Origin of the sequence: Streptacidiphilus neutrinimicus, from assembly GCF_000787815.1 — a bacterium.
Classification (GTDB): domain Bacteria; phylum Actinomycetota; class Actinomycetes; order Streptomycetales; family Streptomycetaceae; genus Streptacidiphilus; species Streptacidiphilus neutrinimicus.
This window is the reverse complement of sequence record NZ_BBPO01000012.1, coordinates 7668-24135: the sequence shown is the minus strand read 5'-3', so window position 1 is coordinate 24135 and position 16468 is coordinate 7668. Positions and strand designations below refer to the sequence as shown.

14 protein-coding genes and 1 tRNA gene are annotated in these 16468 nt (G+C 72.8%); 6 read left to right on the top strand and 9 right to left on the bottom strand.

Annotated elements, in window-relative coordinates; genetic code table 11:
- Window positions 1–7: 7 nt before the first annotated feature.
- Entirely contained in the window at window positions 8–1744 is a 1737-nt protein-coding gene (locus TR48_RS10620; protein WP_042365785.1) for a cholesterol oxidase substrate-binding domain-containing protein, read from the bottom strand.
- 409 nt (window positions 1745–2153) lie between these two features.
- On the opposite strand from TR48_RS10620, the gene TR48_RS10615 reads away from it, so the two are divergent.
- On the top strand, window positions 2154–3788 hold the full coding sequence (locus TR48_RS10615; protein WP_084729169.1) for an APC family permease: 1635 nt from the start codon (window positions 2154–2156) through the stop codon (window positions 3786–3788).
- Here TR48_RS10615 and TR48_RS10610 read toward each other — a convergent pair.
- From TR48_RS10610 to TR48_RS10595, 4 genes are all read right to left on the bottom strand, one after another.
- Window positions 3766–5274: a glycoside hydrolase family 26 protein gene (locus TR48_RS10610; RefSeq protein WP_052442555.1), complete on the bottom strand. Its 1509-nt coding sequence runs from the start codon at window positions 5272–5274 to the stop codon at window positions 3766–3768. The two genes, TR48_RS10615 and TR48_RS10610, sit on opposite strands and share 23 nt — an antisense overlap.
- 136 nt (window positions 5275–5410) lie before the next feature.
- Window positions 5411–7339: a putative bifunctional diguanylate cyclase/phosphodiesterase gene (locus TR48_RS10605; RefSeq protein WP_236652093.1), complete on the bottom strand. Its 1929-nt coding sequence runs from the start codon at window positions 7337–7339 to the stop codon at window positions 5411–5413.
- A 216-nt stretch (window positions 7340–7555) separates the two neighbouring features.
- Entirely contained in the window at window positions 7556–7981 is a 426-nt protein-coding gene (locus TR48_RS10600; protein ID WP_042365782.1) for an OsmC family protein, read from the bottom strand.
- A gap of 68 nt (window positions 7982–8049) precedes the next feature.
- Complete coding sequence (locus tag TR48_RS10595; protein WP_042365781.1) at window positions 8050–8847, bottom strand: VOC family protein; 798 nt, start codon at window positions 8845–8847, stop codon at window positions 8050–8052.
- 348 nt (window positions 8848–9195) lie between these two features.
- Between TR48_RS10595 and TR48_RS10590 the strand changes: the two genes are divergently transcribed.
- Window positions 9196–10440 (top strand): MFS transporter, encoded by a 1245-nt coding sequence (locus tag TR48_RS10590; RefSeq protein ID WP_042365779.1) that lies wholly within the window; start codon window positions 9196–9198, stop codon window positions 10438–10440.
- 395 nt (window positions 10441–10835) lie between these two features.
- Here TR48_RS10590 and TR48_RS10585 read toward each other — a convergent pair whose 3' ends face one another.
- Window positions 10836–11687 (bottom strand): putative protein N(5)-glutamine methyltransferase, encoded by an 852-nt coding sequence (locus tag TR48_RS10585; RefSeq protein WP_042365778.1) that lies wholly within the window; start codon window positions 11685–11687, stop codon window positions 10836–10838.
- An 88-nt stretch (window positions 11688–11775) separates the two neighbouring features.
- Window positions 11776–11849 (bottom strand) — tRNA-Lys (locus TR48_RS10580).
- A gap of 89 nt (window positions 11850–11938) precedes the next feature.
- Here TR48_RS10580 and TR48_RS10575 point away from each other — a divergent pair.
- The 3 genes from TR48_RS10575 to TR48_RS10565 all read left to right on the top strand — a co-directional run bounded on the left by TR48_RS10575 (window position 11939) and on the right by TR48_RS10565 (window position 13900).
- A complete protein-coding gene (locus TR48_RS10575; protein WP_042365777.1) occupies window positions 11939–12253 on the top strand; it encodes a chorismate mutase in 315 nt (104 codons plus the stop codon).
- Between the two features lie 100 nt (window positions 12254–12353).
- Window positions 12354–12797, top strand: a complete 444-nt coding sequence (locus TR48_RS10570) for a universal stress protein (RefSeq protein ID WP_042365775.1) — start codon at window positions 12354–12356, stop codon at window positions 12795–12797.
- A 143-nt stretch (window positions 12798–12940) separates the two neighbouring features.
- Entirely contained in the window at window positions 12941–13900 is a 960-nt protein-coding gene (locus TR48_RS10565; RefSeq protein WP_042365773.1) for a cation diffusion facilitator family transporter, read from the top strand.
- Window positions 13901–13918: 18 nt separating this feature from the next.
- On the opposite strand, the gene TR48_RS10560 is transcribed toward TR48_RS10565, so the two are convergent.
- Both TR48_RS10560 and TR48_RS40235 read right to left on the bottom strand, forming a co-directional pair.
- Complete coding sequence (locus TR48_RS10560; protein ID WP_152627899.1) at window positions 13919–14908, bottom strand: decaprenyl-phosphate phosphoribosyltransferase; 990 nt, start codon at window positions 14906–14908, stop codon at window positions 13919–13921.
- A complete protein-coding gene (locus tag TR48_RS40235; protein WP_052442553.1) occupies window positions 14905–15645 on the bottom strand; it encodes a hypothetical protein in 741 nt (246 codons plus the stop codon). Before TR48_RS40235 ends, TR48_RS10560 begins: the two co-directional genes overlap by 4 nt.
- Window positions 15646–15964: 319 nt before the next feature.
- Between TR48_RS40235 and TR48_RS10550 the strand changes: the two genes are divergently transcribed.
- On the top strand, window positions 15965–16468 hold a 504-nt coding region (locus tag TR48_RS10550), incomplete at its 3' end, for an RNA polymerase subunit sigma-70 (RefSeq protein ID WP_042365878.1).

Sequence of the window (16468 nt, the reverse complement as noted above, 5' to 3'; positions counted from 1 at the left end):
GGCGCGGTCAGGGCAGCAGGGTATCCAGGAAGGAGTTGGAGAAGACCCGGCCGGGGTCGTAGCGGTCCAGCGTCGCCACCGCTGTGTCCCAGTTGGCCGAGCCGGGCTGCCCGGCGCGGTAGGACGCCGGGATGGTGCTGCCGAGGACCGTCGGGTCGGCCCAGGCGGCGGTGCCCGAGTAGGCCCAGCCCTTGGACCACTCCGCGCGCACCGCCGCGTAGCTGCCGGTGTAGTTGGAGAGCACCCACTGTTCGGTCTGGCGGTAGAACTGCTGCGACTGCGGGGTGCCGGGGATGGTCAGCAGGTCCATCCAGACCGCGGTGTCCCACTGCGGCTGGTCGGGTCTCGGTCTCAGCGCGCTCAGCAGCGGTTCCACCGCACCCGGGACGCCGCAGTCGGCGGCGTGGTCGAGACCGGTGACGCGGACCTCCCACGGGCCGTTCATGGGGTACTGTCCGGCCGCGGCGTACGTGCTCAGCTGTCCGCTCAGATAGCTGTAGAACTCGCTGACGACCCGCTGGATGTCGGCGCGCCGGCACAGGATGGTGTACCCGTTCGCGGTCACCTGCAGGGTCGTCGGGCGCACGTACAGCTGGGTGTTCTTGGCCCAGCCCCAGATGTCCCAGGTGCCGGTGACGATCAACCCGGAGCCGACGATGCTCATCTCCAGGTTCTCGAAGGTCGGCGTCACCGAGACGTTCCCGGCCACGATGTCGGAGATGTACTGGGACTCCTGGCTGCTGACCGAGTCCGAGAAGCTGTAGTTGAACGGGCTGTCCACCTCCCTCGACAGCCACGACCTGCTCGGGGAGACCGACCAGACCTTCAGCCACGGCACGGTCGTGAACGGGAACCAGATCGTCTCCACCCGGCCGCTCTGCTGCACCAGCGCGGCGAACGAGCTGGAACCGGCCGAGGCGGGCGGCGCGAACAGGTCGGTGACCTGGGTGGTGTACGTGGAGACGCAGCGCAGCCGCTGGTTCGCGCCGACCCGCAGGGTGGCCTCGGTGACGAAGGCCCGGCCCAGGTGGACGAGGAAGGCGCCGATGTCGGGGTCGCTGCGCTGGAAGGTCTTCAGCACGTAGGCGCCGCTGCCCGGGTCCCAGACCACGGCCGTCAGCGAGACGACCAGGTTGCTGACCGAGCCGTACGTCTTGCCCGCGAGCGGCGTCTCGCCGTTCGCCGGAACGGAGGTGCCGTGCCCGTCGATGGCCAGGACGCCGCCGAGGGTCAGGTCGCCGGGCGCGGGGGTGTTGGTCAGGCCGTAGCCCGCGTTCTCCAGCGTCGTCAGCAGGTTCACCATGGTGATCCCGGCCTGGGCGGTCACACTGGCCGGGGAGCCGGAGTTCACCGTGACGGCGGTCAGGTGCTGGGTCGTGTCGACGAGCAGGATGTCGCCCGCCGCCCCGCTCGGCTCCAGCAGCGGCGACCAGCCGTGGCCCATGCCCATGGCGCGCAGCCGCCAGCCGTTGGCGTTGGCCCAGTTCGCGAGGGTCACCACGTCGTTCGGGCTGGTCGGGGCGCAGGTCCAGGTGGGGTTCAGCTGGATCTCCCCCGACCAGTTGCGGAAGGCCTGCTGGTAGACGGGGATCGAGGCGGGGAGGTTCGGGGGAGCCGCGGTGGCCGCCTCCGCGGGGGTGACCCTGAATGCGGGCGTCCACGAGACGGCTCCCAGGGCGGCACCGGCCGCCGTCGCGCCGAGGAAGGCGCGACGCGACAGGCGCGCGCGATCGTGCTGGTCCATGACTGTCCTCCGGTTGGCTCGGGTGGGAGCACAGCCGTGCGCGACGTCGCAGCCGAGGTGCTCGCGCTTCACCGGCCCGGCACGCCGGACCTTCGTCCGGGGGACGGAGGCCGTGTAGGGGGGACCGCTGGTCAGGCGCACGCCGACGCACGGCGAGAAGGGGTGGATGAAAGCGCCGGGCGGTGCGGTCCCGCGCGGGCGTCACGCCGGCGATGCGGGGCACGGCGGGACAGTCGGGTGGTGACGGGTGCAGCCGAGAGTCGGCCGCCACGCCGAAGAAGTCAATGCGGTCGCCCATGCGGATTGGGCGCCTGAAGAGGGAGGATTAGCCGTAAACAACCCAAAGCGCCCCACGTCAACCCGTTCGGCAGCGCCGCGGGCCGGGCGACGCGTCCGCATGGAGGGTCACATGAGTGCTTCGGTTCCGCCTGCTGAGGGCCCCTCGGGCCCGGAACATCCCTCCGGGGCCTCCGTCGTCGTCGCACCGGGTGAGGTGTCCGGCTCGGGTTCCGGAGAGAAGGGGCTCAGGGGCAACGCGCTGGGGTTGTTCTCCTCGGTGGCGATCGGCCTGGCCTCCACCGCTCCCGCCTACAGCCTCGCGGCCACCCTGGGCCTCATCGTGGTCGGCGTCGGCCTGCAGGCCCCGATCATCACGATCCTGGCCTTCATCCCGATGCTGCTGATCGCGTACGCGTACAAGGAGATGAACGCGGTCGACCCGGACTGCGGCACGACCTTCACCTGGGCCGCCCGCGCGTTCGGGCCGCGTACCGGCTGGATGGGCGGCTGGGGCATCATCGTCGCCGACATCATCGTCATGGCCAACCTGGCCCAGATCGCCGGCTCCTACGGCTTCCAGCTCGTCGGGCACCCGTCCCTGGCGTCGAGTGACCTGTGGACGACGGTGGCCGGGGTGGTCTGGATCGTCCTGATGACCTTCATCTGCTACATCGGCATCGAGATCTCCGCCGCGCTGCAGCGCGTGCTGCTCTGCGTCGAGGTCGCCATGCTGGTGCTGCTCTCGGTGACCGCGCTGGTCAAGGTCTACGGCAGCCACCCGCCGGCGACCGCGATCCACATCTCCGGCTCCTGGTTCAACCCCTTCCAGGTGCCGACGGCGAGCGCGCTGACCGCCGGCATCCTGTCCGCGGTCTTCATCTACTGGGGCTGGGACACGGCCGTGTCCGTCAACGAGGAGACCGCCGACAAGACCCGCACCCCCGGTCGGGCGGCGGTGCTCTCCACCGTGATCCTGCTGCTCATCTACGCCCTCGTCTCCACCTCCACCCAGGCCTTCGCCGGGGTCGGCGACAAGGGCATCGGACTGGCCAATCCGGACAACTCCGGGGACGTGCTCTCCGGCCTCGGCGGGGCCATCTTCGGTACCACCGGCTTCGGCTGGTTCCTCTCCAAGGTGCTCATCTTCATGGTGCTGACCTCGGCCGCGGCCTCGACCCAGACCACGATCCTGCCGACCGCACGCACCAGCTTCTCGATGGCCCTGCACAAGGCCATCCCGTCCCAGTTCGGCCGGGTGCACCCCCGGTTCGCCACGCCGACCTGGTCGACGGTGGCGATGGGCCTGGTCTCGATCGCCTTCTACGTGCTGATGACCCGGATCAGCACCAACGTGCTCGCCGACTCGATCTCCTCGGTCGGCCTGGGCATCGCCTTCTACTACGGCCTGACCGGGTTCGCCTGCGTCTGGTACTTCCGCAAGGTGCTCCGCCGCAGCGCCCGCGACCTGTGGTTCAAGGGCATCCTGCCGCTGCTCGGCGGCCTGATGCTGCTGTACTTCTTCTGCTACGCCGCCTTCGACGTCTACGCCGCGCCCGACTACGGCAGCACCACCGTCACCATGCCGTGGGGCAAGGTAGGCGGCGTCTCGGTGATCGGCATCGGCTCGCTGCTGCTCGGCTTCGTGCTGATGCTGATCCAGTGGGCCGTCCAGGGATCCTGGTTCCGCCATCCGGACGTGCCGGTGAGCGCGGCCACCGAGGCGGAGGTCGCCGCGCTCGAGGTCAGGAACGACCCGGCAGCTTGACCCGTGGAACGGTCGGCAGCGGCGCGGGCGCGGCCGGGTGGCCGGCGCCCGCGGGCCGGGACCGCAGACCCGCGCACGGGTCGGCGGAGCGCCGGCGGTGGCAGGACGGGCTCGGCGACGGCGTCGGGGCCGCCTGCACGCTCGTGCTTGTCCTCCCGCCCACGCTCGTGGTGGGGTTCACGCTCACGCTCGCCCCGGCACTCGCGCTCCCGCTGGGTGGGGCGCTCGCGACGGGCCCGGCGCTCGCGGTGACGCCGGGCGACGTGGACGGGGAAGCGGGGACGGAGGCCGACGGGGCGACCGAGGAGGAGGGCGACGCCGCCCCCGAGGCCGAGGCCGAGGCGGAGGCCGAGGCGGACGCCGACGGGGACGGGGACGCGGACGGGGACGCGGACGGGGAACCCGACGGGCTGGGCGAGGGCGTCGGCAGCGGCGGCGGCTGATGCGACATCATCTGCCGGTACACCGCGCTGGACTCGGGATTGTCGTCGCAGTTCAGCACGCCGTGCGGGCAGTAGTCGGTGATCGTCTGGTAGAGCGTGTCGTGCGTCTCGATCCAGTCGATCATGTCGCGCACGAACCGCGGATCGTCGCCGTGCCGGAACATGCCCCACTCCGCGTAGGAGACGGGCTTGTGGTGCTGCGCGGCAAAACGCACCTGCTCCAGCAGCCCGTACGGCTCCGTCACGTAGTCGGCGAAGGTGTCGCCGGGCCCCTGGTCGTAGTTGTCCGTTCCGATGACGTCGGTCACGTCGTCGCCCGGATAGCAGTCCGTCCACGGATGCGCGTCGGGACCCCGGTTCGGGGTGAAGTCGAAGCGGAAGTCCTGCCCCGGCACGCTGCGCATCACGGCGACGATGCGCCGCCAGTAGGCCTTCCAGGCGGCCGGGTCCGGGCCGCAGCGGCTGGTGTAGGTGATGCCGTTCATCTCCCAGCCGAGCGTGATCACGGCGTCCGGCACCCCGAGCGCGACCAGGCGGCGGGCCAGGGTGAGGAAGTGCGTGTCGTTGGCGCCGGCCGCGGCCTGCTCGAGCAGCGCGGCGACCTCGTCGTCGCCGAGGTCGCCCTCGTTCTGCTCCTGCATCGGCACGGCCAGTACGAAGATCCGGTCCGGACGGGCGAGCCGCCACTGGGCCCAGGGCGCCAGGAGCGAGGGCGAGCCCTCGATGTCGGACCAGGTGTTGCCCGGCAGGTAGGTGTGCCCGACCTGCAGGTCCGCCCGGTGCAGCCAGGCCGAGAGCTCGTTCTGCCGATCGGCGGCGAAGTCGGAGCCGACGAACGCCCCGAAGGGCACCGCGTGCGCGGGCAGCACGGTCGGGTCCGCCCACAGCGAGGCGTCGCCGGCGGCGGGCACGGCGTCTCCGCTCTGGACCCGCCCCGCCCCCGCGCCGACCGGAGGAGCCAACTCCCACGCCCCGGCCGCGAAGGCGAGCAGCAGCGCGCTCATGGCGAGAGCCAGGACCGCGAGCAGGCGACGCTGTGACATGATTTCAGCCTATGGACTGATGAACCGTCAGTGCTCTCCATGCAAGCTGAACAGGTGTCACACCTCACCCGTTCGGGGGCATCGGTCCACACGGTCCGGCCGTCCGGCCTGCCCTTCGTGCGGCCCGCCGCGCATCTCAACCGCAGAGCAGGCGGGTGATCTCCTCCGCCGGGACGGCCTTGCCGAAGTGCCAGCCCTGGGCCGCGTCGCAGCCGGTGAGCCGCAGCCGTTCGGCCTGCCCCGCGCTCTCCACGCCCTCCGCCGTGACCGTGATACCGAGGACGTGCGCCAGGCGCACCAGCGCCGTGACGATCTTCTCGTCCACCGCGTCCCCGGCCGTCTCCTCGGCGACGTACGGCTCCGTGCGGAAGCCCTCGACGAACGACTTCGCCAGCTTCAGCACGTGCACGGGCAGGCGGCTGAGGTAGGCCAGGTTCGAGTAGCCCGTGCCGAAGTCGTCGATCGCGATCCGCACGCCCATCGCGTCCAGCGCGTGCAGCGCCTCCACGGGGCGACCCGCGGGGCCCATGACCGCGCTCTCCGTCAGCTCCAGCTGCAGCAGCCGCGCGGGTAGTCGGGTCCGGCCCAGGACCTCGGCCACGTCCGCCACCATGTCGGAGTCCCGGAACTGACGGGCGGCCAGGTTCACGCTGACCAGCAGCCGCGCGTCGGGGAAGCGGTCGAGCCAGGCGCGCGTCTGGCGGCAGGCCTCCTCGAGGACCCAGTGGCCCAGCGGGACGATCGCGCCGGTCTCCTCGGCGATCTGGATGAAACGATCCGGCGCGAGGCGGCCGAACTCGGGATGCCGCCAGCGCACCAGCGCCTCGACACCCTGCAGCCGGCCTGTCGCCAGCTCCACCAGGGGCTGGTACTCCAGCAGGAACTCGCCGCGCTCCAGCGCCGGCCTCATCGTGGTGGCCAGGACCTGCCGCGTCATCTGCGTCGCGACCCGCTCCGGATCGTAGAGCGCCCAGCGCGAGCGCCCGTCCGACTTGGCCCAGCTCAGTGTCGCGTCCGCGTCCCGGACCAGCTCCGTCGGCGAGGTGCCGGGGACGGGCCGCTCCACCACGCCGACGCTGGCCGTCGCCGCGACCCGCCGGTCCGCCAGGTCGTAGGGGGCGTCGAGGACCTCGACGACCTCCGCCGCCAGGGCCGTCAGCTCCTCCGCGCCCGCGCTGCGCGGCACCAGCACCGCGAACTCGTCCCCGCCCACGCGCGCGACCAGATGGCCGCGCGGCGAGAACCGGTGCTCCAGCCGACGCGCCACGGCCACCAGCAGCTCGTCCCCGACCGGGTGGCCGAGCGTGTCGTTCACCGCCTGGAAGCCGTCCAGATCCAGGTAGCAGAGCCCGATCCGCTGGTCGGCCTCGGCGCAGGCGTCCGCCAGCCGCTCGAAGAAGAGCGCCCGGTTCGGCAGCCCGGTCAGCGGATCGTGCATCGACTGGTACTGGAGCCGGTCGCCCAGGCGCCGCGCCTCGGAGACGTCCTCCACCATGGCGAGCGTGTAGAGCGGCTCGCCCGTCGAATCGCGGATCAGGGACACGGTGATGTTGGTCCACACCGCGTGGCCCTGACGGTGCCGCAGCCGCTTCTCCAGGCGCACCCGGTCCCGCTCGCCCCGAACGAGCTGCCGGTAGAGATGCCGGGCGCGCTCCTCCACGTCCATCAGCTGGTGGATGTGCATCCGCATCAGCTCGGGCACGGTGTGCCCGAGCATCTCGGCCAGGGCCGGATTGGCCTCGATGATCAGATCGTCCCGGTCGACCAGCGCCATGCCGATGCCGGCGTCGACGAAGGCCGCCCGGAAGCGGTTCTCGCTGGCCCGCAGCGCGTCCTCGAGACTGCGCCGATCCACCGGGCCGCCGCGCTCGCCGACCGCGCCGGACGGGTTGGGCCCGACCGCACCGGAGGCGTTTGCGCCGGCCGGCCGGAACTCCTTCAGCCGGTCGAGGCCCTCCAGGTCTCCGAGCGTCATCCGCTCCCCGAGGGCGTCCACAGCGCCGAGGGCGCCGAGGGCGCCGAAGTCCTCGGGAGAGCCGGGGGGACCGGACGGGCCACTACGCACGGTGGCGATCGTAGGCAGCGGCCCCGGAATCAATCCAGCATTCCGGGGCCGATTCACCCCCGCGAGCGGGACATTCGCTGTATCTGCGCGCCCTCGTTCGCCCATTCCGGTGAGCGACCGGAGCTTTCCTGTTCAGGCGGAGCGCTTCGGGTGTAGGCCTTGGGGTGCCGGCCCCGTCCAGGAGCTGTCCGGTCAGGAGTTCGGTTGCGGGCCGGTTCAGCCGAGCGACGCGGTCAGGGTGATGGTCGTGCCGCTCAGGGCCTGGCTGACCGGGCAGTTGGCCTTGGCGTCCGCGGCCGCCTTGGCGAAGCCCGCCTCGTCCAGGCCGGGCACGGTGCCCACCACGGTCAGGTGGATGCCGGTGATGCCGGTGCCCGGCTGGAAGGTCACGTCGGCGGTGGTCTCCAGCTTGGTGGGCGGAGTGCCGGCGTTGCTCAGGCCGAAGGAGAGCGCCATGGAGAAGCAGGAGCTGTGCGCCGCGGCGATCAGCTCCTCCGGGCTGGTCTTCCCGTTCGCCTGCTCGGCGCGCGAGGGCCAGGAGACCGGGAACTCCCCGATGCCGGAGGACTTCATGGCGACGACGCCCTGGCCCTCCTGCAGGTTGCCTTCCCAGGTCGTGTGCGCGGTGCGGGTCGTGGCCACCGGGGGCCTCCGTTCGGTGCTGGTGACAGGCCGTCACCCATCCTAGGAGCGGACGGGCGCGGGCCCGCTCACCGCGGGGCGAGTGTCATGACGGAGAAGTGCGCGCCCGACGGGTCGCGGACCACGCACAGCCGTCCGTAGGGCGAGTCGAAGGGGCCGTGCAGGACGGATCCGCCGAGCGCGGCGATCTGCTCGGCGGTCTCGTCCACCTTCGCCACGGCGAAGTAGACCGACCAGAACGGCTGCCCGCCGCCCGCGGCCAGCTCGTGGGCCGGGTCGGTGGCACGGAGCCGGCCGCAGACCTGCCGGTCGGCACCGCGCGGGGTCCAGGCGGTGTAGTCGAAGTTGGTGCCGTCGCCGATCTGGACCTGCTTGTAGTCGAAGAGCCCCGCGTAGAACGCGTCGGCGGCGCCACCGGCCGTCGTGTAGACCTCGTTCCAGCACATCGCGCCCGGCTCCCCGTACAAAGCGGCGCCCTCGTGGCCCGCCGGCTGCCACAGCCCGAACGAGGCCCCCTGCGGGTCGAAGGCGAAGGCCAGCCGTCCGGCCGCCGGCACGTCGTGGGGCCCCATCGCGATCTTGCCGCCGCCCGCCTCGACGGCGGCGACCGTGGCGTCGACGTCGCTCGTGCGCAGGTAGACGTTCCACGCGGGGGCCAGACCGTCGGCGCTGGAAGGGGGCGGCATCAGCGCGGCGACCGGCTTCCCCTTCCACAGGCACATCGTGTAGTGCCCGTACTCGGGGCCCTTGTCCTGGAACTCCCAGCCCAGGGCGGCGCCGTAGAAGCGGCGGGCGCTCTCCAGGTCGGGGGCGTTCAGATCCGCCCAGCAGGGCGCGCCGTCGGGGTACGAGGTGACGTCGGGCATCGGGCCCTCCGGGGGTGCTCAGGTGATGGTGGGTGGCAACGAAAGCCACGATTCCCGCGGGGTGAACACCCCGCAACCGCATGCGTCCGTCCGGTCACGAGGCGTCCGGACGAAGAGGGGTCTACGCGCGTCACGCGCGATCGGCTACACTGGGCGGCAGATCTACCGAGACCAGCTACATCTGCCTGAAGCAGAGTCGGCTAGACCGCTCGGCGGCCGCGGCCATCGTCACTCCCCGGCGAGGCGCGCGGTATCTACCCCGGTCGACGCACAGAGGACGACCCTCGGCGCCCGGGACACCACCCTTATGCTCCCGCGCGTCACCAGGCAGCGGAGAGACCTCCCCACATGGCCCGTCCGTTCGGTTACGGTGCGCTGCTGCGCACCCCCGGCGCCTGGACCTTCCTGCTGCCGGCCTTCGTCGCGCGCATGCCCTACGCGATGCTCGGGCTCGGCACGGTCCTGCTCGTGCTGGACACCACCCACTCCTACACCACCGCCGGCGCGGTGGCCGCCGTCGCCTCGATCACCCAGGTCGTCGGCGCGCCGCTCACCGGCCGCCTCGCCGACCGCCGCGGCCAGGCCCCCGTGCTGCTTCCGTGTCTCGCACTGCACGGCGGCTCCGTCGTCGGCCTGATCGTGCTGGCTCTGTCGGGCGCGCCGGTCTGGACGCTGTTCCTGGCCGCGGGCCTCGCCGGCGCGTCGCTGCCGCAGATCGGCGCCATGGTCCGCGCCCGTTGGCTGCACGCCCTGGACGGCCGCTCCGAGGCGGTCTCCTCCGCCTTCGCCTTCGAGTCCGTCACGGACGAGCTGACCTTCGTCCTCGGACCGGTCCTCGCCACGACGCTCTGCACCACCGTCGCTCCCGCGGCGGGCCTCACCGCGGAGGCCGGGCTCACCGTCCTCGGTGGCCTCGCCTTCGCCGCGCAGCGGCGCACCGCGCCGCCGATCCGCACGGCCGGGGGCAGCGGCTCCGCCTCCGCCCTGTCGCGTCCCGGCGTCCGGCTGCTGGTCGTGGCGCTGCTCGGCGTCGGCTCGGTCTTCGGCGCGCTCCAGGTCTCCATCACCGCCGCCAGCGAGGCGGCCGGCAAGGCGGGCCTGAGCGGCGTGGTCTACGGCCTCTTCGCCGCGGGCAGCGTGCTTGCCGGCACGGCGTTCGGCGCGGTCAGCTGGAAGCGCTCCCCACGGGCCCGGCTGCTCGCCGCGTACGGGGCGCTGGTCGTCGGCACGTCCTCGCTGTGGGCGATGCCGAACCTGCTCACGCTCGCGGTGGCGGCGTTCTGCTGCGGCCTCGCGATCGCCCCCACGCTCATCTCCGCGTACACGCTCGTCGAGACCCTGGTCGACGCTGGCGCGAAGACGGAGGCGTTCACCTGGCTCACCGGCGCGATCGGCCTCGGCCTCGCCCTGGGCTCCACGGTCGCGGGACGCCTCATCGACGCCCACGGCGCGTCGGCCGGCTTCCTCGTCCCGGCGGCGGGCTCGGCGTTGGGCTTCATCGCCCTGCTCGGCTTCCGCGGCCTCCTCGTCCCGGCGGTGGAGACCCGCACGATCGCCGCGTCCAGGCCGGAGCCGGTGACCGCTGCGCGCTGAGGGCGCCACACGGTCGGGGGCGGGGCTCCGCGGAGCCCCGCCTCTCTCGTCTTCCCGGAAGCGCCGGCCCGGCAGCCGCCCGAGCCCACCAGCCCACCGGCGGCCGGTCAGGTTCGGGTGGTTGCCGGGCCTTCGGCCGTTGGGCGGGCCCGTTCGCCGGGTCGCCCTGGCAGCCGGTGCACCGACGGCATCGAGCGCACCGCGCTCGCCGGGCCGTCGGAGCCCTGGTCCGCCGCTTCGGGTGTTCAGGGCCTCGGTCTGAGGGTTCGCGGCTTCGCCGGGGCTGCACTCGGCGGGCCCGCCCCCCGAGTGCGCCGCGCCCCCGGACCACCGGCCCGTCGTCGTGGCCGGCCGCCGCGCGCCCGGTCGGCCTTGCCGCGCTCGGTTGCCGAGGCTCAGCGGCTTCGCCGGCCCAGGACGACGGTTGCCCAGAACTCCTCCGACGACTCCGTCGTCGCATCGAGCCCGCCTGCGGCGAACTCCGCGAGCGCGGCGTCCCGCTGCTGCTCGCTGGTCTCCACCAGCACCACGCCGCCCGGGGCGAGCCATCGGTGCGCCTCTGCTGCCACGCGGCGCATCACGGCCAGGCCGTCCGCGCCGCCGTCCAGGGCGACGCGGGCCTCGTGGTCGCGGGCCTCGGACGGGAGGAAGGGGATGTCGTCCGTCGGCACGTAGGGCGTGTTGGCGAGGAGGATGTCGATCCGGCCGCGCAGCGCCTCCGGGAGGGCGTCGAACAGGTCGCCCTGGTACGTCCGCCCGCCGAAGCGCGCGATGTTGCGGGCGGCGCAGCGCACGGCCGCCGGGTCGATGTCGGCGGCGTGCAGTTCCACGGCCCGGCTCCCGGCGGCGCCCAGGCGCTCGGTGAGGGCCGCGCCGAGGGCGCCGGTCCCGCAGCACAGGTCCACGATCACGGAGGCTTCGCGTCCGGCCTCCGCCGCGCACTCGACGAGGAACTCCGTCCGCGGGCGCGGGACGAAGACGCCGGGGTCCACCTCGACGCGCAGACCGCAGAAGCGTGCCCAGCCGAGGACGTACTCCAGCGGCTCGCCCTCCGCCCGGCGCCGCACCAGCGCGTCGAGCGCGGACGTCGCCCCGGCGGGGTCGCCCGGGTCGGACGTCTGCGACGCGGACGCCTCGGCCGCCGCGGCGAGCAGCAGTTGCGCCTCCTCCTCGGCGAAGACGCACCCCGCGGCGCGCAGCCGGGCGACGACGTCGGGGAGCAGCGGGGAGTCGGGCGGAGTGGCCATCACAACGTCTTCCCTGCCGTTCCATGGAGGTCGGTTGGAAACGCCGGAGGGCTCCCCCGCCGAAGCGGAGGAGCCCTCCAACCGTCTGTGCGCCGCCAGGGACTCGAACCCCGGACCCGCTGATTAAGAGTCAGCTGCTCTAACCAACTGAGCTAGCGGCGCCTGCTGACGTGGAAGACATTACAGGAACCCAGGAGAAATGCCGAATCGGTATCCTGGCTGCCCATCCAGACCGGCCCACAGGGGAGTGCATGTCCGAGAGCCACGCCGAGGTCGACCCGCGCGCGAAGGCCGAACTGGAGCGCCTGCGCGGCAGCATCGACAACATCGACGCCGCGATCGTGCACATGTTGGCGGAGCGCTTCAAGTGCACACAGGAGGTCGGCCGGCTGAAGGCTGAGTACCGGCTGCCGCCGGCCGATCCGGCGCGGGAGCGCGAGCAGATCGAGCGGCTGCGCGAGCTCGCTTCGGCCGCGCGCCTGGATCCGGCCTTCGCGGAGAAGTTCCTCAACTTCATCATCGCCGAGGTGATCCGCCACCACGAGCAGATCGCCGCCGAGGACTGACGGGGTGACCGCGCGCCCTTTCCGCCCCGGTCGCGGCGTCCGGACGATCTTCGGCGTAGGGTCGAACCGGACAGACAGACCGCCAGGGGTGGAGGGTGACATGTTCGAGCTCGGCACAGACGGGCCGTCGGTGATCGTGGCGGGGATCGACGGTTCCGACTCGTCGATGCGGGCCGCCGCGTACGCGGCGGGCCTGGCCCGGCGACAGGGGGCCAAGCTGGCACTGGTCTACGTGCAGCCGCTGAGCGCGATGGGCGGCGCCGACGTCGGCGCCGCCGTCATGCAGGCGGAGCAGGAGGTCGCGGACAAGCTCCTCGCGGAGATCCGCGAGGCCGCCGAGCGGATGCCCGAGGAGCAGCGGGTCCGCTGGGAGTTCTACAGCCAGGCCGGCGACCCATACCAGGGCATCGTCGACCTCGCCGACCAGCTCAAGGCGGACGGCGTGGTGATCGGCGCGTCCGAGAAGGCCGGGCACCGGCTCGTCGGCTCGGTCGGCGTGCGCCTGGTCAAGTCGGGCCGCTGGCCGGTCACCGTGGTGCCGTGACCCGTCGCCGCACTGCCGTCGTGGCCGCCGTCGTGGCCGGGCCGCCCTCGCCGCCGCCCGGCGGCATGCTCTACGGTGTTGCCCGCCCAGGTAAGTAAGAGCGGTAAGAATGCAGCTCGGAGCATGACGGGAGTCCTTCGTCCATGAGCGCCTCCGGAGGTACGAGGGCCGTTCTCGCGGCTCTCGGCGCCAACGTCGCGATCGCGGTGTCCAAGTTCGTCGCGTTCGCCTTCAGCGGCTCCTCGTCGATGCTCGCGGAGGGCGTGCACTCGCTCGCCGACTCCGGCAACCAGCTGCTGCTCCTCTTCGGCGGACGCCGCTCCCGGCGCGCGGCCGACGAGGAGCACCCGTTCGGCTACGGCGCCGAGCGCTACGTCTACGGATTCCTCGTCTCCGTCGTCCTCTTCACCATCGGCGGCGTGTTCGCCCTCTACGAGGGCTACGAGAAGATCCGTCACCCGCACCCGGTCGACGCCTGGTACTGGCCGGTGGGCGTGCTTCTCTTCGCCGTCGTCGCCGAAGGTTTCTCCTTCCGCACGGCGATCGGGGAGGCCCGGTCGCTGAAGGGCCGTCAGTCCTGGCGGCGCTTCATCCGCACGGCGAAGGCCCCCGAGCTCCCGGTCGTCCTCATGGAGGACTTCGGCGCGCTGATCGGTCTCTGCCTCGCGCTCTTCGGCGTCGGCCTCGCCGTGCTGACGGGGAACGGCGTCTGGGACGGCGTCGGCACGGTCTGCATCGGCGCGCTGCTGGTCTGCATCGCGCTGGTGCTGGCGGTCGAGACCAAGTCGCTGCTGCTGGGCGAGGGCGCGGGCCCCGAGGTGGTGGCGCGGGTACGCGCCGCGCTGCTGGACGGGCGGGACGTGGACCGGGTGATCCACATGCGTACCCTGCACCTCGGCCCCGAGGAGTTGCTCGTCGCCGCCAAGATCGCGGTCCCCGCGGCCGCGGACGCCCGGCGCATCGCCACCGCCATCAACGCAGCTGAGGCCCGCGTCCGGGCGGCGGAGCCCACGGTCCGCGTCATCTACCTCGAACCGGACCTCTACAGCGAGGCGGAGGCAGCCGCCGGCCCCGATCCCGCGGCGACCCCCGGCGGACGCTGACCGCGCGCCAGGAACCGGTCAGAGCGCGGGAGCCGCGAAGCCGACGGCGAACAGCACCAGCCACCACAGTTCCAGCAGGATCATCGGGGTGTCCCGGATCAGCAGGTCCTCGATGTGGCTCGTGGTCCCGCGCGAGGTCAGCCGGTCGAAGCGGACCAGCGCCCCGATCAGCGGAACCACCGTGGCCACGTGCCAGACGCGTTCGCGTCCGTCCCGCTCCACCAGCGCCCAGGCCAGGTAGGCCGCGACCATCGCCAGGGCGATGACCCGCTGGGCGACCCGCAGGCCGGAGGCCGTGTAGTGCCGCAGCGAGGGGCGGTGCGCCGCGGCGGGGGCGCCCAGGCCCGCCAGCTCCGTGTGCCGCTTGGCGGTGGCCACCAGCAGCGCGCCCAGGCTGCAGACCAGCACGAACCATCCGGACGGCGGCACCTGCGAGGAGGCCGCGCCGCCCAGCGCGCGCAGCACGAAGCCGGACGCCACCAGCGTCAGTTCCAGCACGGCGAGGTGCTTCAGCCCCAGGCTGTACAGGAACGAGGTGACCAGGTACGCCGTGACCGCGACGGTCAGACCGTAGCCGGGCGCGGCCAGACTGAGGGTCAGCGCCGCGGCCAGGCAGATCCCGGCGACGGTCACCGCCGTGCTTTCGCTCAGCTCGCCGGAGGCGATGGGGCGTCGGCACTTGCGCGGGTGCTGCCGGTCGCGCTCGGCGTCGACGGTGTCGTTGACGAAGTAGACCGCGCAGGAGGCCAGCGTGAAGACCACGAAGGCCAGCGCCGCGCCGCCCAGCGCGCTCCCGCCGCGCGCCTCGAACTGGCGGGCCGTGAGCTCCGAACCCGTCAGCGGCGCGGCGAAGACCAGCAGGTTCTTGACCCACTGCCGCGGCCGTGAGGTCCGCAGCAGGGCGGACGGCACGCGGACCCAGGCGCCCCGGCGGACCGCGTCGACGTCCAGCGGGAGCGGCGGCACCGGCGACTGCGGCGCCGGTCGGATCGGCTGCGGCGCGCTCATCGGGCGCACACCGCGGTGCGGTCGCGACTGGTGTCCTCGTCGTACCGGACGGCCGGGCGCTCCTGCTCCGGCAGCAGTTCGACCGGCGTCGGGTCCGCCGGGTTCGGCTGCGGCCGGTAGTCGGACTGTCCGGGATGGAGCGGGAAGCGCACCAGGCGCTCGTCCATGGAGACCACCGCCGCCAGGTAGGAGGTGTGTGCGTTGTCCGGTCGCACCAAGGCGCCGAACAGGGCCGGGGTGCCGTCGACGAGGGTCTGCCAGGCGCCCTCACCCGGCAGCGGCGCGCCGGCCGGGGAGACCAGCCGCGCCGGTGTGATCGGCTGCGCCGGTGTGATCGGCTTCAGCGCGGGCCGGTTCGAGGTGGTGTGGTGCGCCGGGCCGCCGTCCGGGGCCGGCGCCATGCCGGGCCTGCCGCCGATCCTCGGCGGATGAGCCTCGTTCTGCCGGTCCTCCAGGGAGGTCACCACCGGACCGAGGCGGTGGTCGCGGGCCCACTCCGCCCTGCGCGCGACGACGCCCTCGTCGCCTGGGGCAGCCAGGGCGGAGCCGATGGACCGGCACAGCCAGGCGAAGAAGGCCGTCGGCAGGGTGAGCACGGCGTGCACCCCGCGCAGCAGGAGTATTCGGCGGGGCCGGCGGAAGCGCTGCTTCTTCGGCGGCATCGGTCCGCCCGCCGACTGCGCGGGCTCCTCGGCGGTGTTCTCCGAGACGGACTCCGGCGACGCTGGTACACCCACGCGGACCTACTTCCAGCCGGGCGCGCCGGGGCACGCTGAGGACGGGAGGGAGCGGCGGCCTCCGCGGTGGGAGCGGATGGATGCGGGTCCTCGGCGGCCGTCTCTGTCCACGCTAGAAATGCGGAACCGGAACCGCCTGTTCAGCTAGGCATTCCGAGTTACCCGAACTGACGCCCCGCAGGAATCCGCAGCTGAGCGGCGCTCCTTCGGGCGGCGTGCGGAGCGGGCTCCGGCGCGGGTGGCTCCGGCGCGGGGGCGGGCTCGCGATCCGCCGGACAGCGCAGGTCGGCTACGGGATGATGGAGCAGTGGAGGGACGGGTGGACACGGAGCCGTACCGGAACGAGCTGGTGGCCTACTGCTACCGGATGCTCGGCTCCGTCCACGAGGCCGAGGACCTGACCCAGGAGACGATGCTGCGGGCCTGGAAGGCCCGGGAGCGGTACGACCCCGAACGGGCCTCGGTGCGGACCTGGCTCTACCGGATCGCGACCAACGTCTGCCTGAGCGCCCTGGAGGCCCGTGCCCGGCGGCCGCTTCCCTCCGGCCTCGGTGCGCCGAGTGACGACCTGGGAGCGCCGCTCGCCCCCAGGATCGACATCCCCTGGCTGGAGCCGTTCCCTGACGGCCGTTTCGACGCGGAGGCGCGGGCCGACCTGCGGCTCGCCTGGGTCGCGGCCGTCCAGCTGCTGCCGGCGCGGCAGCGCGCCGTGCTGGTGCTGCGCGAGGTGCTGGAGTTCAGCGCCGTCGAGGTCGCCGCGCAGTTGGACACGACCGTCCCCGCCGTCAACAGCGCGCTGCAGCGTGCCCGCGCGACCCTCGCG